Source organism: Candidatus Frankia nodulisporulans, assembly GCF_902806475.1.
GTDB lineage: Bacteria > Actinomycetota > Actinomycetes > Frankiales > Frankiaceae > Frankia > Frankia umida.
The window spans coordinates 1-26883 of sequence record NZ_CADCWS010000014.1; the positions used below are offsets into that span (position 1 = coordinate 1).

22 protein-coding genes and 1 pseudogene are annotated in these 26883 nt (G+C 72.4%); 13 read left to right on the top strand and 10 right to left on the bottom strand.

From position 1 onward, the window contains the following. Nucleotides 1-71 precede the first annotated feature (71 nt). From G6R24_RS03075 to G6R24_RS03090, 4 genes are all read left to right on the top strand, one after another. Nucleotides 72-644 carry a pyridoxamine 5'-phosphate oxidase family protein gene (locus G6R24_RS03075; RefSeq protein WP_420840649.1) on the top strand — a complete coding sequence of 191 codons (573 nt, stop codon included), beginning with the start codon at nucleotides 72-74 and terminating at the stop codon, nucleotides 642-644. Nucleotides 645-764: 120 nt separating this feature from the next. Then, complete coding sequence (locus tag G6R24_RS03080) at nucleotides 765-2513, top strand: MDR family MFS transporter (protein ID WP_225438051.1); 1749 nt, start codon at nucleotides 765-767, stop codon at nucleotides 2511-2513. Between the two features lie 43 nt (nucleotides 2514-2556). Further along, entirely contained in the window at nucleotides 2557-3156 is a 600-nt protein-coding gene (locus G6R24_RS03085) for a TetR/AcrR family transcriptional regulator (protein ID WP_163547654.1), read from the top strand. Nucleotides 3157-3416: 260 nt separating this feature from the next. After that, on the top strand, nucleotides 3417-4247 hold the full coding sequence (locus G6R24_RS03090; RefSeq protein ID WP_163547655.1) for a bifunctional 5,10-methylenetetrahydrofolate dehydrogenase/5,10-methenyltetrahydrofolate cyclohydrolase: 831 nt from the start codon (nucleotides 3417-3419) through the stop codon (nucleotides 4245-4247). 64 nt (nucleotides 4248-4311) lie between these two features. On the opposite strand, the gene G6R24_RS03095 is transcribed toward G6R24_RS03090, so the two are convergent. Together G6R24_RS03095 and bioA are read right to left on the bottom strand one after the other, a co-directional pair. Next, nucleotides 4312-6132 (bottom strand): GGDEF domain-containing protein, encoded by a 1821-nt coding sequence (locus G6R24_RS03095; RefSeq protein ID WP_225438052.1) that lies wholly within the window; start codon nucleotides 6130-6132, stop codon nucleotides 4312-4314. Nucleotides 6133-6486: 354 nt separating this feature from the next. Continuing rightward, on the bottom strand, nucleotides 6487-7917 hold the full coding sequence (bioA, locus tag G6R24_RS03100) for an adenosylmethionine--8-amino-7-oxononanoate transaminase (protein ID WP_225438053.1): 1431 nt from the start codon (nucleotides 7915-7917) through the stop codon (nucleotides 6487-6489). A 130-nt stretch (nucleotides 7918-8047) separates the two neighbouring features. Between bioA and G6R24_RS03105 the strand changes: the two genes are divergently transcribed. The 3 genes and pseudogenes from G6R24_RS03105 (at nucleotide 8048) to G6R24_RS21820 (ending at nucleotide 10372) form a co-directional block, all read left to right on the top strand. Continuing rightward, nucleotides 8048-8935 carry a rhomboid family intramembrane serine protease gene (locus tag G6R24_RS03105; protein WP_163547656.1) on the top strand — a complete coding sequence of 296 codons (888 nt, stop codon included), beginning with the start codon at nucleotides 8048-8050 and terminating at the stop codon, nucleotides 8933-8935. A 329-nt stretch (nucleotides 8936-9264) separates the two neighbouring features. Then, nucleotides 9265-9951, top strand: a pseudogene (locus G6R24_RS21815) (MFS transporter); the annotation flags it as partial. 124 nt (nucleotides 9952-10075) lie between these two features. Further along, the gene (locus G6R24_RS21820) at nucleotides 10076-10372 is read left to right on the top strand and encodes an MFS transporter (RefSeq protein WP_225438054.1); all 297 of its coding nucleotides are present in this window, start codon (nucleotides 10076-10078) and stop codon (nucleotides 10370-10372) included. A gap of 100 nt (nucleotides 10373-10472) precedes the next feature. Here G6R24_RS21820 and G6R24_RS03115 read toward each other — a convergent pair whose 3' ends face one another. Both G6R24_RS03115 and G6R24_RS03120 read right to left on the bottom strand, forming a co-directional pair. After that, entirely contained in the window at nucleotides 10473-11045 is a 573-nt protein-coding gene (locus G6R24_RS03115) for a hypothetical protein (protein WP_163547657.1), read from the bottom strand. A 43-nt stretch (nucleotides 11046-11088) separates the two neighbouring features. After that, complete coding sequence (locus G6R24_RS03120) at nucleotides 11089-11580, bottom strand: hypothetical protein (protein WP_163547658.1); 492 nt, start codon at nucleotides 11578-11580, stop codon at nucleotides 11089-11091. A 705-nt stretch (nucleotides 11581-12285) separates the two neighbouring features. Here G6R24_RS03120 and G6R24_RS03125 point away from each other — a divergent pair. Continuing rightward, nucleotides 12286-12912 (top strand): response regulator, encoded by a 627-nt coding sequence (locus tag G6R24_RS03125; RefSeq protein WP_163547679.1) that lies wholly within the window; start codon nucleotides 12286-12288, stop codon nucleotides 12910-12912. A gap of 43 nt (nucleotides 12913-12955) precedes the next feature. Here the strand turns inward: G6R24_RS03125 and G6R24_RS03130 are convergent, their stop codons facing one another. Next, complete coding sequence (locus G6R24_RS03130; protein WP_163547659.1) at nucleotides 12956-14659, bottom strand: sensor histidine kinase; 1704 nt, start codon at nucleotides 14657-14659, stop codon at nucleotides 12956-12958. A 670-nt stretch (nucleotides 14660-15329) separates the two neighbouring features. Between G6R24_RS03130 and G6R24_RS03135 the strand changes: the two genes are divergently transcribed. From G6R24_RS03135 to G6R24_RS03150, 4 genes are all read left to right on the top strand, one after another. Beyond that, nucleotides 15330-16028 carry a cysteine dioxygenase gene (locus G6R24_RS03135; RefSeq protein WP_338083908.1) on the top strand — a complete coding sequence of 233 codons (699 nt, stop codon included), beginning with the start codon at nucleotides 15330-15332 and terminating at the stop codon, nucleotides 16026-16028. 53 nt (nucleotides 16029-16081) lie between these two features. Continuing rightward, on the top strand, nucleotides 16082-16462 hold the full coding sequence (locus G6R24_RS03140; RefSeq protein ID WP_163547681.1) for a rhodanese-like domain-containing protein: 381 nt from the start codon (nucleotides 16082-16084) through the stop codon (nucleotides 16460-16462). Between the two features lie 925 nt (nucleotides 16463-17387). Next, a complete protein-coding gene (locus G6R24_RS03145; RefSeq protein ID WP_163547660.1) occupies nucleotides 17388-17756 on the top strand; it encodes a WhiB family transcriptional regulator in 369 nt (122 codons plus the stop codon). A 329-nt stretch (nucleotides 17757-18085) separates the two neighbouring features. Next, nucleotides 18086-18613: a SixA phosphatase family protein gene (locus tag G6R24_RS03150; protein WP_163547661.1), complete on the top strand. Its 528-nt coding sequence runs from the start codon at nucleotides 18086-18088 to the stop codon at nucleotides 18611-18613. On the opposite strand, the gene G6R24_RS03155 is transcribed toward G6R24_RS03150, so the two are convergent. The 5 genes from G6R24_RS03155 to G6R24_RS03175 all read right to left on the bottom strand — a co-directional run bounded on the left by G6R24_RS03155 (nucleotide 18610) and on the right by G6R24_RS03175 (nucleotide 25668). Further along, entirely contained in the window at nucleotides 18610-18801 is a 192-nt protein-coding gene (locus G6R24_RS03155; protein WP_163547662.1) for a DUF2207 domain-containing protein, read from the bottom strand. The two genes, G6R24_RS03150 and G6R24_RS03155, sit on opposite strands and share 4 nt — an antisense overlap. A gap of 216 nt (nucleotides 18802-19017) precedes the next feature. Beyond that, nucleotides 19018-20538 carry an alpha,alpha-trehalose-phosphate synthase (UDP-forming) gene (locus tag G6R24_RS03160; RefSeq protein ID WP_163547663.1) on the bottom strand — a complete coding sequence of 507 codons (1521 nt, stop codon included), beginning with the start codon at nucleotides 20536-20538 and terminating at the stop codon, nucleotides 19018-19020. A 275-nt stretch (nucleotides 20539-20813) separates the two neighbouring features. Then, entirely contained in the window at nucleotides 20814-21077 is a 264-nt protein-coding gene (locus tag G6R24_RS03165) for a hypothetical protein (RefSeq protein ID WP_163547664.1), read from the bottom strand. Between the two features lie 6 nt (nucleotides 21078-21083). Next, a complete protein-coding gene (locus G6R24_RS03170) occupies nucleotides 21084-22484 on the bottom strand; it encodes a hypothetical protein (RefSeq protein ID WP_163547665.1) in 1401 nt (466 codons plus the stop codon). Nucleotides 22485-22491: 7 nt separating this feature from the next. Next, complete coding sequence (locus G6R24_RS03175; protein WP_163547666.1) at nucleotides 22492-25668, bottom strand: FtsK/SpoIIIE domain-containing protein; 3177 nt, start codon at nucleotides 25666-25668, stop codon at nucleotides 22492-22494. Between the two features lie 627 nt (nucleotides 25669-26295). On the opposite strand from G6R24_RS03175, the gene G6R24_RS03180 reads away from it, so the two are divergent. Beyond that, complete coding sequence (locus G6R24_RS03180; RefSeq protein ID WP_225438055.1) at nucleotides 26296-26853, top strand: phosphatase domain-containing protein; 558 nt, start codon at nucleotides 26296-26298, stop codon at nucleotides 26851-26853. Nucleotides 26854-26883: the final 30 nt, after the last annotated feature.

Consider the following 26883-nt stretch of genomic DNA (forward strand, 5'->3'; position numbering starts at 1 on the left):
CAGCCAGATCACGCCCCACGCCCCATACGGCTACGGTCACCGTCCGTAAACCGTGTCAGTAGATGGCACGGTTGACCCCGCAGGATGGCGAGGTGACGACATCCTGGCAGGACTTCGCCGATGCCCAGCCCGCCCTCGAAGCGACCGCCCGCGGCCGGTTCGAGGCGTTCCGCCACCATGTACTGGCCACCTTGCGACTGGACGGTTCCCCGCGTACCAGCGGCATCGAGACGACGTTCAAGCTCGGTGAGCTGTGGTTGGGCAGCATGCCCGGCGCCCGCAAGGCCGTCGACCTGCGCCGCGACCCCCGCTTCGCCCTGAGCGCGAATCCCGGCCCCGGCACCGACATGGTCGGCGGCGACGTCCGCGTCGCCGGCCTCGCCCGCTGGGTGGACGACCCGGCGACGCTGGCCCGCTTCGCCGACGCGGCCAACCCACCCGAACCGTTCGATCTTTTCCGCGTCGAGCTCACCGAGGTCGTCCGCACCAGCGTGGACGAGTCCGCGCAGGAGATCATCCTGGAGAGCTGGCGGCCCGGCTACACCGCCATCCGCGTCCAGCGTCGCGGCAACGGAGCTGATCAGCCCGCCGAATCCTGGTCCGCCGTTCCCCGCGCGACGGCCGGGCAGGGTGACGAAACGTAAGCCACCCGGCAACAGGTGCTCACCGCCCACGGGCCGGGAACACCACTCTCGAGGGACGCCACGGCAACCGACATGAAGATCGGTAGGAAGTTCGCAGCCGTCAACGAGATTGGTAGTTTCGTGAGTTTGTCGCCGCGCAATCCCAAAGTGGCCGTCAGCGTCGTGTTCGTGGCCGCCATGTTCATGTCGATCATGGATGTCACGATCGTCAACGTCGCGCTGCCCACGCTCGGGCGCGAGTTCGACATCGGGCCGTCCGGGCTCAGCGCCATCTCGGTCGGCTACCTGGCCAGTCTCGCGGTGGTGATCCCGGCGTCCGGCTGGGTCGGCGACCGGTTCGGCGGACGGCGCACCCTGCTCGTCGCGGTGGCGCTGTTCACCGTGGCCTCGGTGCTGTGCGGGCTCGCGAACAGCTTCGCCGAACTGGTAGCCTTCCGCATCCTGCAGGGCATCGGCGGCGGACTGCTCACCCCGACCGGGATGGCCATGCTGTTCCGGGCCTTCCCGCCACAGGAGCGGGTGCGCGCCTCGGGCATCCTCACCGTCCCGATGGCGTTCGCACCCGCACTGGGCCCCGTCCTTGGCGGTCTGCTGGTTACGGACCTGTCCTGGCGCTGGGTGTTCTTCGTGAACCTGCCGATCGGCCTGTTCGCGTTCCTGTTCGGGCTGCTCTACCTGCCCGAACACGTCGAGCCCGACGCCGGACGGTTCGACCTGCGCGGTTTCCTGCTCTCCGGCTTCGGCTTCGCCCTGATCATGGTGGGCATCAGCGAGGGCCCGGAACGCGGCTGGACCTCCCCGGTGATCGTCACCAGCCTGATGGTCGGTGTCGCGCTGCTCGTCGCCCTGGTCGTCGACCAGCTACGTTCCCGTGCTCCCCTGCTGCATCTGCGCCTGTTCGCCGACCGGCTGTTCCGCTCCACCAACGCGGTGATGTTCCTGGCCACCGCCTCCTTCCTCGGCAGTCTGTACATCGTCGCCCTGTTCTTCCAGGATGGCCTGGGGCTGTCCGCGCTGAACTCCGGCCTATCCACCTTCCCCGAGGCCTTGGGCGTCATGGTCGGTTCCCAGATCGCCAGCCGTGTCCTGTACCCCGCGTACGGTCCCCGCCGGATCATGGTCGGTGGTCTGCTCGGTGTCGGCACGATGGCCGGGCTGATGTCCCTGGTCGGCTTCGACACGAACCTGTGGTGGATGCGCCTGGCCATGTTCGGCCTGGGCTACTCGATGTCCCACGTCTTCGTCCCGACCCAGGCCGCGGCGTTCGCCCGGGTCAGTCCCGCCGAGACCGGACGGGCCTCCACCCTGTTCAACGCCCAGCGCCAGCTCGGCGGCGCCATCGGTGTGTCGATCCTGTCCACGGCGCTCGCCGCCGTCGGCACCTCCCATCTGGTCGGCGGCCAGCCGGCGCCCAACCTGACCAGCTACCACGTGGCCTTCCTGGTGGCCGCCGGACTCGCCTTCCTCGGCACGCTGGCCGCCCTGACCATCCACGACGCCGACGCCGACCACACCCGCCTCTTCCACCCCGTCAGACCAGAACGGCTCCCCCGTCTCCCAGGACCGATCCCCGCAGACGTCTCGGCTGCCCTAGACGGCTACGTGCTCGTGGATCCGGACGGTGGATGGGGCGGCCACGGGAGGGCGTCAACACCGTTGATTATCATGGTGGCGACGGGGGTCGGGACGACGGTGAACGCGGAGGCGCGGCGACGGCATGAACGAGCGGACACCCAGCCAGTCGGACGACACCCCACCACCCGACAGCACCCCCACCTCGGACGACACCTCACCGCCCGAAGGCACCCCGCCACCGGACGACGCCGCGCGGGAGGCGGAGTCCGCGGGAGGCGGGCGGCGCACCCGTAGGCCGCGGCGGACGCCCCGGGGGACGTTGTCGCGGGAGGTGCTGATGGCGGCGGCCATCCAGGTGGTGGACACCCAGGGCGCGGGGGCGTTCAGCATGCGGGCGCTCGGTGCGTTCCTCGAGTGTGATCCGACCGCGATGTACCGGCATTTTCGGACGAAGAACGCGCTGCTGGACGCGTTGCTCGACAGTGTTGTGCGGGAGGGTTCCGCGGAACTGCCGCAGTCCGACGACCCGCGCGCCGATATCCGGGCGAACTTCCGCCAGCTGCGCCGGTCCCTGCTCGCGCATCCGACGTTGGCACCGCTGGTGCTGCGCCGCCCGCCGGGGGTCGGCGCCTACTGGGAACGATCCGATCATGCCGTCGCCCAGCTTCACCGGGCCGGCATGAATCCGGTGGACGCCGCGAACGTCTACCAGACGCTGCTGTTCTACACGCTCGGTCACGCCCTGTCCGAAGCCCGCCAACTCGCCCGAGCCCTCGAGCGCGAGGGAGCAGGTGCCGACGGCGGACCGGTCGCGTCCGTCGACGCGCCGCCGGAGCGCCATCCGGATCTCTCCGACGTGGCGCCGCACCTGCGGGACGACAACGAGGCCCAGTTCCTCGCCGGTCTCGACCTGATCCTGCGCGACCTGCCCCGCTGACCGGCCACCGACCAGGCCACGGAAGGCGGCCATGGCCACGGATGCCGTCACGGATCTGGACCCGGCTCTGGACGGGGATGCGGCGGTGGCCCACGGTGGGTACCCCGCTGCGGGTACCGGACGGCGCTGCCTTGCTACGGTACGACAGGGCCCAGGCCGCAGAACAGTACCAAATTCTTTCACGATGGCACACCTGTCATGGTGGTGGCGCCTGTCACTCGGCGCCACGAGGTCGCACACATCCAAGATCGGATCGCCGCATGAGGTTGCTCGACGGGCGGTCGATGGCCGCCGAGATCGGCCGGTACGTCATCGATGAGGCCGACCGGCTGATGAGCGCGGGCAAGACACCGACGCTCGCGGTGGTCCTTCCGACCGCGGATCCCGCTGCCAGTTCCTACACGCACATCCTCGAGCGCACGGCGGGCAAGGTCGGTGTGCGCTGCGAGCCGCACGTCCCGATCGGCGGTCCGACGGCGCTGCTGGACGCCATCGACGCCCTGGCCGTGGACCCGCTGGTCGACGGCATCATCGTGCAGACGCCGCTGCCCGCCGGGATGAGCTCACGGGAGGTGGGCGAGCGCATCCCGGTCGAGAAGGACGTGGACGGGATGAACCCGGCCAGCCTTGGCCGGCTCGCCCTGGGCCTGCCGGGGTTCGCCCCGGCGACGGCCTCCGCCGTGGTGGAGATCCTCATCCGGGCACGTATCCCGATGGCGGGGGCCCGGGCATGTGTGATCGGCCGCGGGCCGGTGGTGGGCAAGCCGGTCTCCCTGCTGCTGCTCGCCGAGGACGCCACCGTCACCATCTGCCATTCGCGGACGAACGATCTGATCTCGATCGCGCACGAGGCGGACATCATCGTGTCCGCCACCGGGCGGCCTCGCCTGGTCGGGGCCGGGTTCGTCCGGGCCGGCGCGACCGTCATCGACGTCGGGACCTCCGTCACCACCGGTGGCCAGGTCGGGGACGTGGACGCGGCCGCGATCGCGCCGGTGGCCGCGGCGCTGACACCGGTACCGGGTGGCGTCGGACCGGTCACCACGATGCTGCTGCTGCGCAACACGATCCGCGCCGCACACCAGCTCTAGCCTCGACCGGCCCCGGTTCTGGCCCCGGTTCTGGCCGGCGCCAGCGGCCTGGACCGGAAGCCGGTCAGTGGGCGGCGCACAGGGGTTCGGCCAGGTGCACACGGTTGCGGCCGGCGGCCTTGGCTTCGTAGAGGGCGGCGTCGGCACAGGAGAGCAGGGTCGCGAGGTCACCGCGGGGGCCGTCCGTGGTGGCGACGCCGACGGACACGGTCACGGACAGGGGCGGTCGGCCGTCGAGCAGGCAACGGGTGGCGGCGATCTGCAGGCGGATGCGCTCGGCCACGACCAGGGGGCTGTCCCGCTCCTGCTCGGCCAGCAGGACGACGAACTCCTCACCCCCGAAGCGTCCGACGAGATCGTGCGGTCTGGTCGCGGCACGCAACGCGTCGGCGACGGCGAGCAGGATCAGGTCGCCGACGAGATGACCGAAGCGGTCGTTGACCCGCTTGAAGTGATCGATGTCGACGAGCAGGACCGACAGCGGCCGTCCGGTCCGTCGGGCTCGGCCGAGTTCACGCTGGGCGACCTGATGCCAGTAGGCGGGATTGGCCAGGCGGGTCTTCGCGTCGCAGCGGGCGGCGTGCAGCAGCTCGGTGTGCAGCAGGCTGCGTTGCAGCAACAGCATCGGTGGGGTGACGGCCAGCATCAGGTAGGGACTCACCGACCACAGCACCGCCACGATGATCGCCGCGCAGGTCTCCGCGGCCCAGGTCGGCACCGCCTCACCCCGTTCGACGCCTGGATGGCCGACCCGTCCCACCTGCCCCGCCCATCCCACCCGGATCGCCTGGATGGACCGGAGGGGATGGGTGGGCTGGCGGGGGTGAGCGGGGAGCCCCGTGATGGTGGTGATGTGCGGAGCGGTCTCGCCGAGCCAGGCACCGAGGCCGTCGGCCCGGCCGTGACGGTGCAGGCCCAGCCCGGGCAGAGCGGCCAGCAGCGGGTGCACCGCGACCGCCACGAGGAAGGCGGTGGTGGCCGCGCTCGAGCCGATCAGATCCTCGACCGTGAACGGTCCGTCGGTCGGGCTGAGCAGCAGATGCACCGTGGACGCGCCGAACCCGGCGATCCCCAGTGTCGCGGCCTGGAACATCCGCAGGTGTGGCGGACGGGCCGGCTCGGCACGTCCGGCCAGCCAGCACAACGGCAGACCGATCACCGTCGAGTACAGCGGTGGCAGCAGGACCGCCACGGCCAACGCCCAGCTGGCCAGCAGATCGTGGCGTGACATCCGGGTGGCGGCGAGGTCCGCGCCAAGCCGCGCGGACATCAGGACGGCCACCGACCCCAGCACGAGGAACACCGCGAACGTCCCCACGTCGGCCCATCGCGGACGGGCCCCCGCCGCGGCGAAACCGACCAGCACCAGCCAGCACGCGGTCACCGTCACGATGCGCCGCAGCACCGTCTGCGGCGCCCGCCACAGCATCCAGCCACGTCCGACGAACGGCCCGACCGCGCCGACCGGCCCGGCCCCCGCGAACCCATCCCGCCCACCGACCGCGAGTACACCCCCATCCCGAGCCGCCACGCCCCGAGTCGCCGCGTCCCGCGTGGTGTGGTCGTCGCGCATCGCACCGTCTCGCGCGGCTCCCTCTCGGGTGGCCGCGCTCGGGCCCCCGGGTGGACGGCTGATCGTCGTCACCGCGGCGCCCAGACCCGCCATCCGCAGCGTCGGCGAGCACGTGCGGGTCGTCTCCGGGATCGTCGCGGCAGCAGGCGACCGGCGTCGAAACAGGCCCCGGGCCCGGCGCAGAACCCGGCTCAGGGGGCGTGCTGGACGAATACGAAACGGCATTGGCGGAGCGCCTTCCTCGTTCTGGTCCACGGCCGCCGTGCTCGGCCGGGACCTCCCGGCGATTCCAACCTCGTCGTTGCTACTCACAGTAAATCGTTGAGAACGAAGAGTACGAAGTGATGCGCGAGATTCGCAACTCCCGTAATGGCGCGACTAACCGCCACACCTCGTTCGCCGGACGCCTTTGAACCCGCGGACGTGCCGCCAGTCCGTTCCAGAAATGCCAGCTGACCTGCGGTGATGAATACCGCAGCCGAAAACCCGGCGGCGTCCGGGGAAGCCCGGGCGCCCCGCCGCGACCCTGACGAGAGACCACACCCGACACGCCCGGGAAACCGACTTGCTCACCGTCGGGGGCAGCACAGGGACCAGTCACAGACCAGCCCCGGACCAGCCCCGGCCGGGAGTCATCCCGGACGGAACCAGCCCGACCGGCCGGACTCAGGTGGTACGCGCGACGGCCTCGACCATGGCGGTGGTCAGGGTCGCCAGGTCGTCCGATGTCGTGATGTAGGGCGGCATGGTGTAGACGAGTCGACCGAACGGGCGCACCCACACGCCGAGTTCCACCAGCAGGGGCTGGATCACGGCCATGTCCACCGGCTCGCGGGTCTCGATGACACCGATGGCGCCGAGCACCCGCACGTCGGCGACCCCCGGCAACGCCCGGGCCGGGGCGAGCCCCGTGCGCAGACCCCGCTCGAGGGCGCCGACCCGCTCCCGCCACGGCGAGGCCAGCAGCAGTTCGACGTTGGCCAGCGCGATCGCGCAGGCCAACGGATTGGCCATGAACGTGGGACCGTGCATGAACGCCCCGACCGGCGACGCCGCCACCCCGTCCGCGACCTCGTCGGTGCACAGTGTCGCGGCCAGCGACAGGTACCCGCCGGTCAGCGCCTTCCCGACGCACATGATGTCGGGGCTGATCCCGGCATGGTCACAGCCGAACAGTGCGCCGGAGCGGCCGAAGCCGACGGCGATCTCGTCCGCGATCAGCAGCACCTCGTGCTCGTCGCACAGCGCCCGCACCCGGGCGAGCCACTCGGGCGCGTAGAACCGCATCGCCCCCGTTCCCTGGACCACCGGCTCGAGGATGACCGCCGCGACCTCGTGGGCGTGCGCGGCCAGCAGCGCGGCGAACTCGGCCAGGTGGACGTCCTCGCACGCCTCGTCGAAGCCGCACGTCGGCGGCGGGGCGAAGATGTGCTGGGGCAGCAGGTGGCTGAACAGATGGTGCATACCCGCGTCCGGATCGCAGACGGCCATCGCACCGGAGGTGTCCCCGTGATAGCCCCGCCGGATCGTCAGCAGCCGCGTACGTCGTGGACGCCCACGCCCCGTCCAGTACTGCAGGGCCATCTTGATGGCCACCTCGACGGCGACCGATCCCGAATCGCTGAAGAACACGCGGCGTAGCGGTCGCGGCGTCATCTCGACGAGTGTCTCGGCGAGGCGCACCGCCGGCTCGTGGGTCAGGCCGCCGAACATGACATGGGACATGTCCGCCAGCTGCCGGTGGGCCGCCGCGTCCAGGACCGGGTGCCGATACCCGTGGATCGCCGCCCACCAGGACGACATCCCGTCGATCAGCTCACGCCCGTCGGTCAGCCGCAACCGCACGCCACTGGCCTGCGCGACCGCGAACAGCGGTGCCGCGGCCGGCGGTGCGTACGGATGCCAGACGACCCGCTGATCCCGCGCCACCAGATCACCGGCCACCTCACGAGCACCGGCACCGTCGGGAGCACCGAGGTCACCGAGGTCACCGTCGGGACGAGCCGGCCGATCGGGGTGCGGATTCGCCGCACGGGCCGGTTCCGGCACCGCTTCGGGTACCACCTCGGGCGCCGACCCGGACATCTGTGCAGTCACGCCTCCACTTTGGCGCATCCCGCCCGCGGACGCGGACACCCGGCCGCCGGATCAGCCGGCCCCAGCCCGGCCGGCCCGGCCGACGCCCCCACCTCGAGTCGGCGCTCGGCCCACCCGGCAGGATGTTCCCGTGGTCATCCCGATTCACGACATCAATCCGCTCAGTCGACGACCCGTGGTCACCTGGCTGCTGATCGCTGCCAACGTCGTGATCTTCGTGTTCCTCGAGCCCGTGGTCAGCTCGGTCGCCGGGATCGCCACCTCGCCGCCACAGAACGTCTGCGAGCAGCAGCGGTTCTTCCAGGAATGGGGCGCGATACCGCGCGAGCTCGTCCACAACGTGCCACTGGGCACCGTGAACTCCGGGCATATCGGCGTGGACGCCGCCGGGAACGCCGGCTGCATCATCCAGAATCCACCAAGCTTCGAGAAGATTCCCGTGCTCTCGGTGCTGACCGCCATGTTCCTGCATGGAAGCTGGCTTCATCTCATCGGCAACATGCTCTTTCTCGGCATGTTCGGGAACAACCTCGAAGACCGCATGGGCAGGCTCTTCTACCTGCTCTTCTACCTCGTCTGCGGGTATACGGCGACCTATGGGTACGCCCTGTTCGAAAGCGGCTCTTCGGGTACGATGATCGGCGCTTCCGGCGCGGTGGCCGGAGTCCTCGGCGCCTACCTTGTGCTGTTTCCGCGGGCCCGTGTCATCGGGCTCGTCTCGGTGCTCTTCTTCATCCCCTTCTGGCTGCCGGCGTGGATCGTGCTGGGATTCTGGTTCGCCCTGCAGTACGTGTACTTCACCGGCTTCGGTGTGGCCGATGGCGGTGGCGTCGCCTATGGTGCGCATGTTGTCGGATTCCTGGTGGGCGCGCTGCTGGTCGCACCATTCATCCGGCGGCTGCGCGCGGCCGGACCGGGAGTCGCCCCACCTGTTCCGCAACATCGCTGGATTCGCGGCACCGGACGCGCCTCGAACGCCCGCCCGTCGCCGAACGCTCGGCATCGACGCGGCTCCTGACAGCCTCACCTGGGGTGACTGTCACCCTTCGCGGGCGAACCGCCACGGCGGGCCTTGGCCACGTGCCAGACAGGGGGTGACCTGCGCTTATTTCACTGGCATCCCCCGAATGGGTCAGGCAGGCTGAGCCGGTCATGAGCTGTCCGCCCGGGTCACCTTCCACGCCTGGCCACGCCGTCACCGGCCCACCGGCCGGCGGCCCGGACGGGGACCGTGGTGATGCCGGTGGTCGCACGCCCTCGCGGTACCGGCGCACGCTGGCGACCCCGGGCGCGCGCAGGTTCCTGCCCGCCGCCTTCGTCGGACGGCTGCCCCTGGCGATGCACACGATGGGAACGGTGCTGTTCGTCCAGAACCGCACCGGGTCGTACGCGGTCGGGGGTGGGGTGGCGGCCTGCGGGGCGATCGCCGAGGCGATGTGCGCCCCCGTGATCGGTCGGGCCCTGGACCGGTACGGGCAGGCCCGCATCCTCGTGCTCGGTGTCTGCGGGCATCTGCTGGGCGTCGCGGCACTGCTGACGGCGGTGTGGTCGGATGCGCCACGCCCGACCTGGTTCGCGGCGGCGGTGCTGGCGGGAGCCTGCCTGCCGCCGGTGGGCAGCTGCGCCCGAGCCCGGTGGAGCCGATTACTGGCCGGCTCGACGTTGCTACCGACGGCGTTCGCGCTGGAGGCGGCACTCGACGAACTGGTGTTCATTCTGGGTCCGACCCTGGCGACCGCCCTGGTGGTCATGGTCGCTCCGGCCAGCGCGCTGGTGGTCTCGGCGTCCCTGCTGGTGGTCGGTGCGCTGAGCCTGGCCATACAGCGCGGCACCGATCCGGGCCCCCACGGGGCGGACACGGCGCGGCAGCGGCGGATCGTGCGGCTCCCGGCGGTTCGGGCGCTGATGGCGATCACGTTCGCGATCGGCGTCGGCTTCGGCGGGTTCGACGTGTCGATCGTCGCGTTCGCCCGGGAGCAGGACCTGGCCGCCTTCGGCGGGCTGCTGCTCGGGCTGTTCGCCGCCGGTTCCGCGGTCTCGGGCCTGGTCAGTGGGGCCCGCGCCCAGGCCCGGCCACCCCGGGACCGGTTGCTACGGGCGGTGCGGTTTACTGACGGTCGGTTTCACCCTGCCGCTGGCCGGCGTGACGGTGGCCGCGATGGTGCCCCTGGCGATACTCGCCGGCGCCACCGCCGCGCCCACCCTGATCAGCGCGAACGCGTTCATGGAACGGCTGGTCGAGGCCCGGTCGCGCACCGAGGGGTTCTCCTGGCTGGTCATGGCGCTCGCCGGGGGCGTGGCCGTCGGCTCGCCGGTGGCCGGCCAGCTCATCGACAGCGGCGGAGCCCGACTCGGCTTTGTCGTACCCGCGGCCGCCGGCCTGCTCGCCGGCCTCGCGGCCCTGCTTGGACGACGCAGCCTGCCCACCGTCCAGGCCGCGGCGGCGTCCTCGTAGGGCCCACGGGGGCCCGCCCTGGAGCCCTGGGACAAGCCCGTCCGAACGACCGCACACGACGCTGGGCGCGGTCGTCAGAACAGGTCGGGCATCGATCGGTTCAGGCCGGGTCGCCCGGCGTGCCGGCATCCCCGGCGGGGGTCTCGTCGCTGGAGCCGTCCGCGCCGTTCGCCGCGGCCGGGGCCGTCGCCGCGACCTCGGCCGGCCTGCGCCGACCGAGCAGGCCGCGCCGCGTCCGGGGCCGGCTCAGGTCGCCATCGCCCCGGCGCTTGCGGCTCTTGCGCCCCGCCGCGCCGGCCGCCGCGTCCACCGCACCGTCGATGTCGGTGTCGGCCTTGGCCTCGCGGTCAGCGTCGGCCTCGCGGTCAGCTTTGGTGTCAGTGTCGGCTTTGGTGTCAGTGTCGGTGTCGGCAGGGTCGGCCAACACACCCTCCGCCGCGGTCGGCGCCGGGGTGTCCGTCTGCGCGTCCGGCTCGGGGACGCTGCCGTCGATGTCGCCGTCGACGGTCTGTGTCACCGTGACGTTCCCGGGCACGGCGGCCGTGGTGTCCACCGCCGCGGCCTCGGCAGCGTCAGCCTCGGCAGCGTCAGCCTCGGCAGCATCAGCCTCGACGGCGGGAGCCTCGACGACCGGGGACTCGACGGATTCGGCCGTGGCCGAGTCGTCGGCCACGGCGGCGGTGTCGGCGGCGGCGGCCGGGGCCTCGACGGACTCCTCAGGTGCCGGCTCCGGCGCGGTCCGCGGTCTGGCCCTCGGCCGCGTCCGCGGAGGCGGAGACACCGTTGGACTCCGTGTGCACGGTGGCCGCGTCCTGCTCGGTCCGCACGTCGAGGGCGATTGTCCGCCAGCCCTCCAGGACGTCCGTCACGACGAAACCGGCGGAGGCCAGGCTCTCCCGGTAGCGGACCAGCAGGTCGTAGGACAGCGCCAGGTCGGGCTCGACGGCACCGGTGTCGGTGACCGCGACGGAGACCCGGTAGGTGGTCACCGCCCCGGGGGTCGCGGGAGTCGCGAGGGTCTCGGTGAGTGTCCACGCCTGGCCCGCGGTTCCGGCGGCCGGCGTGGTCTGTTCGGTGCCTGCGGCGGCCGTGGTCTGCCGGGCGCCTTCGGCCAGCAGCGTGGCGATCCTCGCCGCTGTCGGCACGGGCGCGGGGGTGTCTGTCTCGGTCGCTTTGGGCGTCTGGCTGTCGCTCTTACCCCATCGCACGGGCGCACGTCCTTTCGTCACACGATCACTGCGCCACCCGCACGACACCCGCCAGTCCGACCCGTCCGCCCCGGGGCGCTGGCACCGGGGCGACCCCGACGCCGGACGCCCCCGGCTGCGCGCTGGCACCTTCGTGCCGCGCGCGGGACGCGCGCCCGTGACCAGGCAAACCGGACAGTGCCGACACCTGGACAACCCGACCGGCGGCGGCGGGCGACGACCAGCATTGTGACGGACGGACCTGACGCGCTCCGCATCGGGGTGTGTTTGGACACAGTAGCGACATAAGCGCGCAAAGTGGACGCGCTCGCCGAAATGATGGAGGTGCGCCGACGCGCGGGCTGGTCGCCGCCCCGGCGACCAGTGCCGGCGGCACGGCGACACGCCCCATGACGGGACTCATGGCGTGGCACGTCCGCTACTACAGGTCAGGTACTACACAGCACTGTCGCATGAAGATCCAGCTGCCTCGAACGGCGACGCCGCCCCGAGCCCGCCCCAACGCGGGCCAATGCGGGTAATATCCTGCTTGCCGAACGTGACCTACAGCGATGTTCTTCCTTACGACGGCAAGGTCGGGCGGAGTCAACGGTGTCAGACGAACTGGCGGGCGGTTCCGCCGTCGGCGGCGCGGCGACCCCCGCGTCATCCCACAGCGCCAACCAAGCGAGCAGCGCCGACCAACCGAACAGAGCCGACCGGCCCATCCGGGTGTTCCTCCTGGATGATCACGAGGTGGTCCGACGTGGTCTGCGCGACCTGCTCACCGAGGAGGACGATCTCGAGGTCGTCGGTGAGGCTGGTCAGACCGACCAGGCCGCCGAGCGGATCCTCGCGTTGGAGCCGCACGTGGCGGTCCTCGACGCACGGCTGGAGGACGGCAGCGGCATCGAGGTCTGCCGGCAGGTTCGTTCGGCGAATCCGGGCGTGGCCTGTCTGATCCTGACCTCCTTCGACGACGAGGAGGCCCTGTTCACCGCCATCATGGCGGGCGCGGCCGGGTACATCCTGAAGCAGATCCGTGGCAATGCCCTGGTCGAAGCGGTGCGCCAGGTCGCGGCCGGCAAGTCGCTGCTCGACCCCGCCGTCACCCCGCGGGTACTGGTGCGGCTGCGGGAGGGTCCGGCGCAGGACGAACGCCTCGCCGGTCTCACCGATCAGGAGCGGCGCATCCTGCGGCTGATCGCCGAGGGTCTCACCAACCGGCAGATCGCCAGCCGGATGTACCTGGCCGAGAAGACGGTCAAGAACTACGTCTCCAGCATGCTGGCCAAGCTCGGCCTGGAAAGTCGCACCCAGGCCGCGGTCTTCGCCACCCGGCTCAACAACTAGCCCTGCTCCGGCGGGTGGCGTTGCCCGCCGGACGATCCGCCCGCTACCGCAGGGGAAGGCCGTCCGGCGGGGTGAACACCCACAGCGCCTCGGGCGGCGTGATCAACGGGACCTGCCAGCTCACGGTCGTGCCGATGCCGTTCTCCCCCGGTCCGAACGCCATCCGTCCGCCCAGGTCCACCGCGCGCCGGCGCAGGTTCGTCAGCCCGCTGCTGCGCGACGCCCCGCCCGGGCCACAGCCGTCGTCGCGCACCTCCACCAGGACGTCCACCCCGGTGACCCGGAGCAGGACGTCGATGCGGGTGGCGCGGGCATGGCGGGCGATGTTGGACAGCGCCTCCCGCAGCGCGGCGAGCATGTGCGGACGGATCGTCGGGGGGACCCGTCGGTCGATCGGGCCGTCCACCCGGATCTGCGGGATGATCCCCAGGGCGTGTTCGGTCTGGGCGAGGATCGCGCGGATCTCCGCGGCCAGGTCCGCGCCGTCGGAGTCCGCCGAGGTCAGCGAGAAGATCGTCTGGCGGATGTCGGCGATCGTGTGGTCAAGTTCGTCGGCGGCGCTGTGCAGCCGGGTGGCGATCGGGCCGCCGGCCATCCGGGCCATGCCCTGTAGTTGCAGGCCGGTGGCGAACAGCCGTTGGATCACGACGTCGTGCAGGTCGCGGGCGATCCGGTCGCGTTCCTCGAACACGGCGAGCCGCTCCCGGTCGCGGTGGATACGTCCGAACTCCAGGGACAGCGCCGCCTGCCCGGCGAACGCCACGGCCATCTCCAGGTCCAGCCCGCTGAACGGCACCGACACCCCCTCGGTGCCCAGCACCAGCACACCCAGCGCCCGGCCACCCGCCATCAGCGGCACCACCATGCCCAGCTCCGCCGGCGGATCGGGCAGCTCAGCCCCGAACAGCGGGGACGCCCCCGGCCCGACCAGCGCCGCCCGTCCGGTGCGCATCGCGTCGAGCAGGCGGTCGTTGCGGTGCAGGGCCCGCCGGCGCAGCCGATCCTCCCCCGCGCCGTCCGCCACCTCGACGATCAGCGTCCCCTCCTCGTTGCCGGGGACGAGGATCGCGGCCAGCCCGGCGGCCGTCACCTGCCGGGCGCGCCGAGCCACCAGGGCCAGCGCCTCCAGCGGATCGGCGACCGACAGCAGCGCCGTGGTGATCTCGGCGCTGGCGTGCAGCCAGGCCTGCCTGCGCCGGGCCGTCTCGTACAGCCGGGCGTTCTCGATGGCGAAGCCGACCGCCGCGGCCAGCGCGCAGGCCAGGCTCTCGTCCTCGCGGGTGAACTCGCCCCCGTCGCGCTTCGCGCCGAGGAACAGGGTGCCGAAGGCCTCCCCCCGCACCATGATCGGGACGTTCAGGAAGGTGTCGAACCGGGGATGGCCGGGCGGGAATCCCACGGCGGCCGGATGGCGCGCGACGTTGGCCACCCGCAGCGGACGCGGATCGCGCAGGCTCTCGCCGATCAGGCCCCGCCCGAGCGGCAGCCGACCGATCCGCTCGAGCACCGCGTCACCGAACCCGACATGGAACAGCTCGGTGATCTCCCCCGCCTCACCGATGACCCCCAGCGCACCGTAGGCCGCGTCGACCAGATCCGCCGCGGCCTCGGCGATCCGGCGCAGGGTGACCGGCAGGCTCAGTTCCTGGGCCACCCCGACGACGGCGTCCAACAGGCCCTGCATCCGCGACTGCACGGCCACGACATCGTCGATCTGCGCGGACAACCGGTCGTGCGGGTCGTCCATCCTGGCCGTTTCCTCTCGCCCGCCCGCCGAAGCGGCGCACCACCGCGGCCCGAGGGACGGCGGCCGCCGAGGCGGATCATTCTGTCTCGGAGGATATCGACCGGGATCACCCAGGGGAACACCCTCGTGTCACCCCGCATTGTCCAGCCGACCCAGGCCGTGGGGGTCGGCACACCCCGCGCCGAGGCCGCGCGAAGGTACCGTCCGCTGCCGCGTCGTCGTACACTGTGCGCATGGCAGCGACGCGCCTCTTTCTGCACCGCGATCGCGTGACTGACCTTGGCCGGGCCGTCAGCGCGGCCTGTACCGGGCGGGGTTGAGCCACCGCCCTGCACCCTCTGTCGGTGCCGGCCGCACGGTGATCGTGCCGGCCGAACCGCCACGTAGGTCCAGCCCAGGCGGGCCCCCCGTTTCTCGGTTCCCTCAGCCCTGACCCAGGCTGGCCATGGCCTCGCGTGGTAGAGCGTCCCCGGCCGTGATCCCCCCGCCTCCGCGCAGGGCATCCGTCCGGGCCCGCGCCGCCCTCAGCGGTGGTCGCCTGACCTCACCCGGACGACCGGCACCCCGGCGCGCCCTGCCTTTCACGGCCGCCGCGCGGTCAACCCGCGGACACCTGACCGCCTCATGATCGACGGCCTGGGCATACCGCTGTCCGCCCTCTGGAGATTCCGTGCCTCTGCTGCATCCGGCTCTGTTGACCCACCCCGCCCATCCCGGCCATCCGGCTCCGCCTGTCCCGTCGGTGGTGTCCGGCGAGCTGGCCGGGTTGGCGCCGTTCGCCCCGTCGGCGGCGTTCGCCCGGCAGGCACCGCTGGTGCCCTGGCAGTGCCTCAGTGACGAGCCCGGCCGGGTCGACCTGGCGACGTTGCGGGAGCTGACCGTCGCGTTGGCCGGCGCCCCGCAGGTGTGGCGGCCGATCGTGCGCCACCATCCCGAGCGGCGCTGGTACACCCGACTGTTGCTGTCCGCGACCGTGGAGGTGTGGCTGATCGGCTGGTACCCGGGGCAGCAGACCGAGATCCACGATCACGGCGGGGCGCTCGGCGCGCTGACGGTGACCGAGGGTGTGCTGGAGGAGGACCGCTTCGACAGCTCCTGGTCGCTCACCGACCGCCGGACGCACGCACCCGGCGACAGCCCCGCCTTCGACATCTCGCATGTGCATCGCGTCGCGAACCGCGGCACCGCGCTCGCCACGACGATCCACGCCTACTCACCACCCGAAGTTCCCCTGCGTTACAGCCCCGCAGACAGCGCCACCGACAGCACCGCTGCCACCACGGCGCGGGTCCCGGTCGACACCGCAGCCGGGATCCCCCGACCGCTGGCGCCCGCCGGCGACCTGCTGGCCGCAACGCCGCGACGATGAGCGACCCGGCCAGCGCCGATCGGACGCCCACGGGCGGCAGCCGCATCGACGCGATGCTCGCCGCGGCCCGGGCCCGGCTACGCCGACTGGAACCGTCGGCGGCCGCCGACGCGCTGGCCACCGACGATCTCAGTGTGCTGGTGGACATCCGGCCGGCCGCGCAACGGGCCGCCGAGGGCGAGATCCCGGACGCGCTCGTCGTGGAACGCAACGTGCTCGAGTGGCGGTTCGACCCGACCAGCGACGCCCGGTTGCCGATCGCGACCAGTGACGATCTTCAGGTGATCGTGATCTGCTCGGAGGGTTACACCTCGAGTCTCGCCGCCGACGCGCTGCGTCAGCTCGGCCTGCGCCGCGCCACCGATGTGGTGGGCGGCTACCAGGCGTGGGCGGCCGCTGGCCTGCCCGTGCGCCCCGGCACCGCCGCGCGCTGATCGGGCCGCCCGAACCGCTGATCGGGCTGCCCGAACCCAGGTAGGCCCAGGGCTCCCGCCTGCCCCGACGCAGATGATCATGAGCCCGGGCGGCTGGCTCACGCCCGCCCGGCGACACCTCCCGGACGCGGTGCGTGGCGGCTCCTGCGCGGCCGGCCCTCGATCCGGCGCCTGCGCGCTACCCCGAACGGGGCTTCCCGCGCTTGCTCCAGCAAAGGCATTAAATGTAATGCTCAACACATTTTTGGGGCGATAGCCGCCCCAGTGGGCCCCGTTGACCGAACTTCGCGGACTCGACATCTGTTCGTCATCGGGCCGTACGCCAGCTGGAACCACGATCGTAGACCCCCGGACGGGGGTCCACCCGCCCACTGTCCGCCACCCGACAGCGATCTTGAAGTGGCTCGTTCTCGCTGCCCAACAGCAGTTCCGCCCGCCAGCGAGACCGCCATGATGATCTCACGCCAGGCCCGCCGGCGTGCATCTTCATGATCATTATGCTCGCCTCGGACGGCGCGACAATCGCTCGCGCGATCATCCAACGGCTCTCTCGAACGACCGTCGACCGTCCCGGACGTTCGCGTTCCGGAACCCTTGCTATCCGGTCGAGAGGCGTCTACGTTCCTCGGTTAACGAGGCGAGACGGAATCGTTTCCAGGCGGAGCCACACCCCCGGTTCACCGGTACGGGCGGCCCCACTGGAACCGAACCTGTGGCTCCGCGGTGCATCTCGCCTCACCAAGGTTGACCTGCCTGTCTGGAGTGTCGCGCAACGCCGGATGTGGTGGTCTGCAAAGCATGTGTCCGCCTTTGCAACGTCAGCAGGAGTCGGTATGCCCAGTCAGCTCAGCGTGCTTCCCGCACGCATCGTCACCGCACTTAGCATCCACTCGACCGCGTGTCTTCTGCGCTGTGGTGGCGCGCGATGAGCGCCGGCGTACCGGTCCTGCCCGGTCGCGACCTGCCGCCGCAGCCCTTCGGTGCGGGCTGGCCCGCCTACTGGCGCCAGGACGCGGCCTGCCGCGACGGCGATCCCGACGCGTTCTTCCCGCCGGACGGCCGTAACACCAAGGCCCGGGCCGCCGCCGAATCCCGCGCCCGCAAGATCTGCTCGGACTGCCCCGTCCAGCGCCCCTGCCTCGCCACCGCGATCTTCCGCCAGGAGGAGCACGGCGTGTGGGGTGGCCTCACCTCCGACGAGCGCGCCACCGTCGTCCCCCGCGGTCGGCTCTCCGCCGACGACGCGCTGGCCTTCGCCGACCGGCTCCTTCTGTCCACCTCCGTCGCGAGCTGATCGCGACCGCGGATACTTCGGACGGTCCGGCCTCCAGGCGCTGCTCGCGCCCGCTGGCCGGGCCGTTCGCCGTCCCGGCTCCGCCAGCTTCGCCGGGTAGGCGCGCCGTCCAGCCCGCACCGGCACTGGCCGGTGACCGTCGCGGACCCGGTGGTGCGGACACCATTGACGGGTGGGGCAGGCGTTCGGCAGGCTGCCAGTGAGCGGCCCACGACCACAGCCGTGAGGTGTCCGGGCGACCGGGCGCGGCCAGAACATCCGGAGACGGCGGTGGACACAGCGGTGAACCGGGCATGTGCGGCCCACCTGACCCCGGTCAGGGTTCGTTGATGGCGACGCACCGGCTTCTGCTGCTGCGCCACGCCAAGTCCGACTGGGCCGAGGGCGACACTCCCGACGCCCAGCGGCCACTGGCCGACTCGGGCCTGCGCGCGTGCGCGCTGGTCGCCCGGCATCTGCGGGACCGCGACCTCGCCCCGGACCTCATCCTGTGCTCGGCCGCGCTGCGCACCCGGCAGACCGTCGAGGGCATCGCCGCCGCACTACCGGCCGGTGTGCCCGTCGTCACGGAGGACCGGCTCTATCTCGCCGAGGCCGAGACCCTGCTCGACCGGCTCCGCGACGTGGACGACGGGGTACCCACCGTGCTGCTCGTCGGGCACAACCCCGGCATCCACACTCTCGCGGTGGCGCTGCTCGCCGCCACGGACCGCCCGCGGATTCCCACCTACCCGACGGCGGCGCTCGCCGTCGAGGATCTCCTGGTGCCGCGTTGGGCCGAACTCGGCCAGTCCACCACGCGACTGGCCTCGTTCGTCACCCCCCGAGAACTGCGCGAGTCCGCTGGGTCGAGCTAGTAGGCCTGCTCCATGATCCGGGCCGCCAGGGCGATGGCGAACCCACCGACCAGCAGCACGGCGGTCACGATCCACAGCGGGGTCGAGGCCAGCGGAAGCGCGACCGCCCCGACCACGAAGCCCGCGATGATCAGAAACACCGCAAGCCACGAACCCGTGTTCGCCTTGTGGTGACCGGTCTCGCTCACGTACGACTCCCGTCCTTGCGCCGCGGCCGCCGACCGACCGCCGATCGGCGGGACGCCCCGGCGCGCCTCGTTCCCGATGCGACCCTACCCGCGAACCCGTCCCACGAGCCCGGGATGCCCACCACTGTCGGCTGGTCCATCCGGCCCCCGCTGCCATGACCTCCGGCCCCGGGACGACCCCCCGAGACGACCCCCGGGACGGTCTGGCGGGACGGTCTAGATGAAGCCGGCGATGCGGCGCAGGTCGACGATCTGGTCGTCGAGCCAGCGGCGCACGTCGTGGGTGCGGACCTGGTCCGCGGCGGCGGCCAGCCGGCGATGACGCTCCCCGATCGGCATGGTCAGCGCGGTGTAGAAGGCGTCGGCCATCTGCTGGACGTCGAAGGGCTGCAACGTGACGGCGAACTCGCCGAGTTCCTCGTGGGCGCCGGCCATCTCCGACAGGGCGAGCACCCCGCCGCGGCGGTTGACGACGGCCACCTCCTTGGCGACGAGGTTCATGCCGTCGGCGATGGCGTTGACGATCAGGACGTCGCAGATGGAGTAGGCGGCGACCGCGAGCGGGAAGTCCTCGACCATGCGCAGGTCGATCGGCTGACGGCCCTCCTTGGTGTGCCGGGCGTTGATCTCGGCGACGACCCCGCCGATCAGCGCGATGTAGTCGGCGTACTCGGGGACGTCGGTGCGGCTGGGCTGGAGCAGAGCGAGGAAGCTCACCCGTCCGACCAGTTCGGGATGCTGGTCGAGCAGGGTGCCGAAGGCGAGGAAGCCGCGCACGACGTTCTTGCTCGGGTCGGTGCGGTCCACGCGCAGCAGGAGCTGACGGTCGTCGTCGAGGAAGAGGTAGCGCAGCATGGCGACGTGCGCGGCGACCTCCTCGGAGGCCTGGGTGGCGTCCAGGGCGGCCGGGTCGACCGAGATCGGATAGTAGCGGGCGCGCACCACCCGGTCGCCGACCGTGACGGTGAGCTTGTCGAGGTCGGCCGGTAGGCCGAGCAGTTCGGCGGCGCACAGCACGAAGTTGCGGGCGTAGCGACGGGTGTGGAAGCCGACGACATCGCTGCCGAGCAGGCCGCGCAGCAGCCGTTCGCGGATGTCCCCGGGCAGGATGCGCCATTCGTCCGGCCCGGGCCAGGGGATGTGTACGAAGTGGGTGAGCACGACGTCGGGGCACTGCTCCCGCACCCAGTCGGCCACCAGGTAGAAGTGATAGTCCTGCAACAGGACCAGGGCCTTGCCGCCGCGGGAGCGGACCTCGCTGACCACCGCGTCGGCATAGGCCCGGTTGACCGCCGCGTAGCCGTTCTCGAACGCGTCGTGCTCGGCGCGGGTGAGCACCGGGGACAGCGAACGGCCGTAGAGACCGTGCTGGATGAACCAGAGGATCGGGTTGGACCAGACGCTGTAGAAGTCGGCGTAGGCCGCCGGGTCGGTGACGACGAGACGCACCCGGATCGCCGGGCCCTCGGGTTCGCCGTCCACCAGATGGGGCTGGGGATGGGTCTGGACGAGGATGGAGCTGCCGGCGTTCTCCCCGGCGACGACGGTGTCCTCCTCGCTGGCCGCGCCGCATACCCACACGGCGTCATCGAGGTGTTCGGCGAGCCCGGACAGAGCTGAGACGAGGCCGCCGGCGCCCCGGCCGACGGTGCGACCGGTGGCATCCCGGTCGAAGCTGACGGGGCCGCGGTTGGACAGGAGCACAAGTGGCAGGTCGAGGGCGATGAAGTCCGACACGACGGATGTAGCCTCCTGATCACGGGCAGTACTCGGACGTCCCGGAGTCCCGGCCGCCGCCAGCGCAGGGGCGCACGGGGGACAATCCGGACTGTAGTGAGCCCCGGACCCGGATGCACCGCGTTGCGGGGTGCCCAGACCGTTGTTACCCAGACCTTCACCGGATTACTGTCGACCGACAAACATGCATCTCAGCGCGACGAAGGTCGCCCCGCTGGCCGAGCGGATCCACCCGACACACGCCGGGCCTGCACCGATGGTGAGCGGACTGTCGCCTACAGGCCGTCTCGGTAGTCCCGGACCTCCTGGACGGCGGAGCCCAGCGACGCGAGCGACATCTGGAGTGTGTCGCGTGTCTCCACCAAAGCACTGGTCAACTGCTCGACGGAGCGGTGCTCACTGCCGTCGGTCGCGGCGATCACCATCGCCTGCGCTTCCTCGAGCATGCCGAGTGCGCCCTCGAGCTGGCCGGCGACCTCCTCGGTCCGCCGGAACGCCTCGTCGAGCTGGGCCTTGACCTCGGCGATCGTGCCTGACACCCGTCCTCATCCCTTCCTGGAAGCGCCGGCGCGAGAGCCGGCCTGTGCCTGCGGCTGCGTCGGCGCGCCGACGCCGAGGCCGAGGCCGAACCGGGCGGCGGCGGCGAGCGCGACGAGCGATCCGGCGATGGCCACCGGGTCGGTGGGGGCCAACCGGAACGTGGCGAGCACCGCCACCGCGGCGCAGCCCGCTCCCAGCATGCCGGCCCGGGCGATCGCCTTCACCCCGACCTCCATCCCGGCGGCCGCGGTGACCAGACCCGAGGCGACCAGCGCCGCCCCGACGACGCACGGCATCCCCGGTGCGTGCGCGAACACCCGCAGCAGTCCGACGACGGCGAGGCTGAGCAGGCTGGCGAGCGCGGTCATCAGACCCGCGGACGCCGACGCGGCGCCCTTGCTCACCGCCCGCAGTTCCGCGGCCTTGCTCATCGCGTCCAGACACAGCTCGTAGGCCTGGCGCGGCGCCGTGCGCGGGTCGACCGGCCCGGCCGGTCCGGCCGCCGCGCCGCCCGTGCGAGCGGATCCCCGCCGTCGGCGGTCGGTTCGATCCGTGGGTGTCGGGCCGACCTGTCCGCCTCGGGTGCGCTCCGCGCCGACCGCCGGGCCATGGCCGGTCCGGGCCAGCGGTCGACCGGCCCGCCGCCGGCCGCCGCCGCCGCCCGGTGTGGACGCGCCCCCCTTGGTGAGTCGGACCTGGCCGGCCGGTTCCACGGCGGCGGCGGCGCCGGGGTCGGCGGGACGCAGCTGGTCGAGGTCGGTCAGGCCGTACTGGGCCAGCGGCTCGGCGACCTGCCCCCACACACCGTCGACCCGTGCCCGGATGTCCCTGGCGGCCGCGCGGTGACGCTGCGCCTGGGCCCGGCTACCCTGGCGACGATGGTGCGCGTCGCGCCCCGCCCGGGCCCGGGCCACATCCGAGGTGCCGAGCAGATCCCGGTAACGCGTCGCCGCGCGCCACGGATCCTCCGCCTCCGCCTCCGGCCCCGGGGCAGGTGTGTCCGCCGGCATCGGTGTGCCCGCCGGCATCGGCACTCCCACGGCCGTCGACGCGGTGGACGCGGCCGCGATGGGCCCTGCCATGGCCGGCGGACCGGTGGGAACCCCGGGTGGGGTGGGGTCGGGCGGAAGAGCGAACGTGGGGCCGGCGTCCGGCCAGGAACCCGCGATCGACCACAGCCGCGCCGGATCGCGCGGGTCGGCTCCGCTCACGATCTCCCGCGCCTCCTCGCTCGCCGCCGCCGGGGAGACGGCCCGCGCCGGGGGAACAGTCACGTCCGGACGCCATCCACCGGCCTGCCCGGGCGGTGTGGACCGCCGTGCCCACCCGGCGCCGGGCTCGGCGGGTTCGGCGCCGTCGCCGTCGGGGGCGCCGCCGCGGTACGGATCATCCTGACCGATCATCATGGTCTGCCTACCCTCGGACCAGCGGGGCGAACGGGACCACCGTGCGTGGTTCGGACTGGGCATGCCGGTCGAACAGGACGGCCCGGTTGGGCATCGTCCCGCCGGCGACCGGGCGGTGCCCGGCGAGGGCGAACAGTTCGCTGCCCGGCACGCCCACGGCCGCCCAGGCCGCGATGTCGTCCCGGTTGACCGGGCCGAGATCCTCCGACATCCGCGACACGCCCCGCCACCAGCCGATCAGGTGAACGTGCTGGGCCGGGCCACGCCGGGTCAGCGTGCGAAGATCCTCCAGGCCGGTGCGCCGGGTCTGCTCGTCGCGGGCCTCCAGAGCGGCCCGGCCGGCGTCCATCGCGAACACGACGACGAGCCGCAGCGGTGGCGCCGCGGTGACCGTGCCGGCCAGGGCCGCCTCCTCCCGCGCGCGGGTCTCGCCGGCGGCGGCGGCGAGCACGGCCCGCAGCCCGGTGACGTCGGTGACCCGGGCCGGATGACCGGCCCGCCGGATTCGCTCGGCCAGCACCTCGGCCGCGCCCCACGCCATCGGTTCGGCCGCGACGATCTCGACGACCAGCCGGCCGGGTCCGGCCTGCGCGGCGACGCTGGCCGCGGCCGCGGTCACGATGCCCGTCGCCTCCCGGCGCAGCGGTCCGAGCACCGCGAGGTGACGACCGGGTGAGGCGGCCAGGCGCACCCCGACCGCCGCGGGCGCCAGGTCCACCGGGACGCCGACGAGGGCCAGCGGATCCTCCCCCACCGTGGGCACCGGCCGTCCACCGGACGGCGTGCCGACGCCGGGCCCCGCACCGACCATCAGGTCACCACCCGGTGACACCTGAAGCCCGGTAGCGGCACCGTGATCGGTGACAGCGGCCACCGCGGCGCCGGCGGTGGCGTCGAGGCCGGTGGCGACGTCCAGGCTCGCGGCGGCGGCGCTGTCGTCACCCGCGCCCACACCGATGCGGTCGACGGCGGCCGGGGCGGGCCGTCCGTCCAGCGCCAGGTAGACGGCGTTGTCGTCGAGCAGCGCGGGAGCGTGCCCGACGAACACCCGCGGCGGGCGGGCACCGGGCAGGCTGCGGGCGGTGGCGGTGGACAGCCGGTCGCGCAGGCCCGCGATCGTGGCCGCGTCGGGATAGGCGACCCGGACGAGTTCGTTGCCCGCCGGATGCCCGTTACGCCGGTTGACGATGGCCTCGCCGACACCGCCGAGGGCGCCCGCGGCCTCGTTCGCGGTCGAGAGCAGCACCCGCGACTCCGAGATCGACGTGCGCAGGGCCACCCGCAGCGCGAACTGCCCGAAGATCGAACCGCGCTTGCCCGCGGTGGAGTCGAGCGCGTCGATGCCGGACAGCGTCTGGCTGGCCAGCAGCAGGTGCACGCCGTACGCCCGCCCCTGTCGGGCGAGGACCTCCAGGTGGGCGACGGCCTCACGGGCGATCTCGTCCAACGGGGTGAGCATGACCTGGAACTCGTCGACGACGACGAGGATCCGCGGCCAGGCCGAGGAGCGGTCGGCGGCCCGCAGGCCACGCAGGTCCCGGGCGCCGACGGCACGCATCGCCACGGCCCGGCGGCGCATCTGCTCACGCACCGCGCGCAGGACGGCGACCCCGAACTCCCGGTCGCTCTCGATTCCGACGGTGTCGGCGTGCGGAAGGTAGAACGGGTCCGCGGGACCGCCGGCGAACTGGGCGAACTCGAGGCCTTCCTTGAAGTCCAGCAGATGGAAGCGCACCTGCTCGGGCGAGTAGCGCGCGGCGATGCCGTAGACGACGTCGAGCAGCAGCGTCGACTTGCCCGCGCCCGCCTGCCCGCCGATGAGGGCGTGCACGGTGTCGTCGTCGAAGGTCAGCGCGACCGGCCCGTCGATGCCACGGGCGACCGTCACGGTCACCCCGGAGGAGCTGTCGGACTCCCACAGGACGTTCGGCAGCAACTCGGTGATGCCCGGGGGGCGCGCCGCGTGCTGGCGGGCGATCTCGGCGATGTGGTTGCTCACCAGGGTGACGATCGGGGTCGGCGGCGGCCCGTCGAGCACGACCGGCAGCTGGCCGGTCAGCGAGGTCCGCCACAGCCCGGGCTGGATGTCCTGCCAGCCGGCGCGGTGGGTGAGCAGATCGACGGAGGTGAACACGACCGAGTTCGGCAGCACCGCGGCCACCGGATCGGTCTCGTCGTCGAAGCCGAGGTCACTGTCGGGGTCGGGCGGCGCCACCTCGTCCTGATCGCCGCCGCCCTCGCCCGGGTGCCGCGGCTGCGCCTGGACGACGGAGATCACGCTGACGCCGCAGGACGGCCCCTGCGCGGCGATCGCGGCCAGTGACCGACCGCCCTCCTCGTAGAGCTGCGGCTCGCCCAGCAGGACCAGCACCTGCCACGGCTCGGGCCGGCCACGCCCGGCGTCCTCCCGGTCGCGCAGCGAGTCGAACTGCCCGCCGAGGCGCTCCACGGTGATCCGTCCGACCTCGTCGGACAGCCGCGACAGCCGTTCCTCGAGTCGGGCCCGGGTGGTGATCGTCGCCTCGACGACACCGGCGGCTCGCAGCGGTGCGAGGCCGGCGAGCCCCGCACCGAGCTCGTGCGGGTCGTAGACGATCACCCGGACCCGGCCGGCCGGCACCGCGGCCAGAATTCGGGTGAGCAGACCGCGGACCAGGTCCACCGCGGCACCCCGCTGCGCCCGGGATGTCTCGATCCGCAGGTTGCGGGCATCGAGCAGTGGCACGGCCAGCGGCACCCGGGTCGCCCCCGGGCCGGCCCCGAGCAGCACGTTGCCGGCCCGCCACAGGCCCGGCCGGTATCGCTGGGAACGCCCCGGACCGCCAGCACCGCCGCCCTGGGCCGCCAGCCCACCGTCGGCGGTCAGCCCACCGTCGGCCAGTCCACCGTCGGCCAGTCCACCGTCGGCGGTCAGCCCCAGCAGGCCGCGTTGCCACTCGGACGAGGACCAGGCAAGGCCCGCGAATCCGCGGGTCCGGGTGCGGGCGATCGCCGCGGCCTCGATGATTTCGGGGCCGGGGGCGAGCGGGTCGACCGGGTCTCCCGCCGGGTCCCGCCCGCCGGGCCCGCCGCCCCGTTCGAGTTCGTCGGCCTGTGCCTCCAGCCGGTCGGCGAGCGCGAGCGCCGCGCCCAGCGAGGACTGGATCCCGGCCACGAGCGTGCGCGCTCGCCGGGTTCCCGACATCGACCCATCCTCCCCTCACCCGCCACGACCGGCGCCACCGCGCGCAGCACCGACCTCGCCTTCGATCATGACGCTGACGGCAGCTCTGACGACCATGACACGTCCAGAAGTGCAAACATCCCAGAACGCGCCGGACCGGCTGAACCGCCATGCCCGATCGTGGCCCCGATCGGGCCGATGACGGTCACATGGCCCGGACGGCCCCACCCCGATCGGGCCAGGGCCCCGGTGTGCCCGCCGCCGGCCACGCCGGCCGGCCGGCCGATCGGCCGACCTCGATCCTTCGCCGCCGACCCTGGACACGCTAGCCACCGCCCGGCCCCGCGGTGCCATCTCCAACCCGGATCACAGGGGTCAGACCAGTCGTGGACGACGCACGGACCACGCGAAAGACCGTCGTCGCGGCCCTGTTCGGACGCCCGAGCCGCCCGGACCCGTCCGATGGCGGCCCGTGTGGGGTAGCTGACACCCGGACCAGGTATCACCTCCCGGCGCCCGGCGCAGGACGATGTCATGGTCATGTCCATCAGCCATCCGCGCGTCGACCTTCGCCAGCACGGCCACGCAGCGTCACACCGTGGAGCGGGTGTCTCGTCCCGCGTCGAAAGGTGCGATGGTCAGGGCGGCATGAGGGAGGGGAGCCTGGTGACGGACGCGGCCGACGGCGCAGACAGCCTCGACGGGGTGGGTGGGGCTGTGCCCGCACAGCAGCGGCCACTCGCGATCGTGGACGTGGACGGGGTGGTCGCCGATGTGCGCCACCGTCTGCGGTTCCTGCGGGCGAGCCCGGGCGACTGGGACTCGTTCTTCGCCGCGGCCCCGGCGGACCCGCCGCTGACCGAAGGCGTCGAACTGGTCCATCAGCTGGCACGCGACCACGAGGTCGTCTGGTTGACCGGACGCCCGGAGAGCTCCCGCGAGGACACCGCCCGCTGGCTGCGGGAACAGGGGCTGCCGCTGGGCGAGCTGCGGATGCGTCCGGACGACGACCGGCGCCCCGCACGGGTGTTCAAACGCACCGAACTGCGCAGCCTCGGCGCGTGGCGTCACATCGCCGTGGTGGTGGACGACGACCCCGCCGTCGTGGATCTGCTGCGCGCCGACGGGTGGCCGGTGCTGCGCGCCGAATGGCTCGCCTACGAGGCCACTCTCGGCAACGCCCAGGAGGCCGAGGGCCGCACCTGAGCGACGTCGCCGCACGAGTGGACCGTTCAG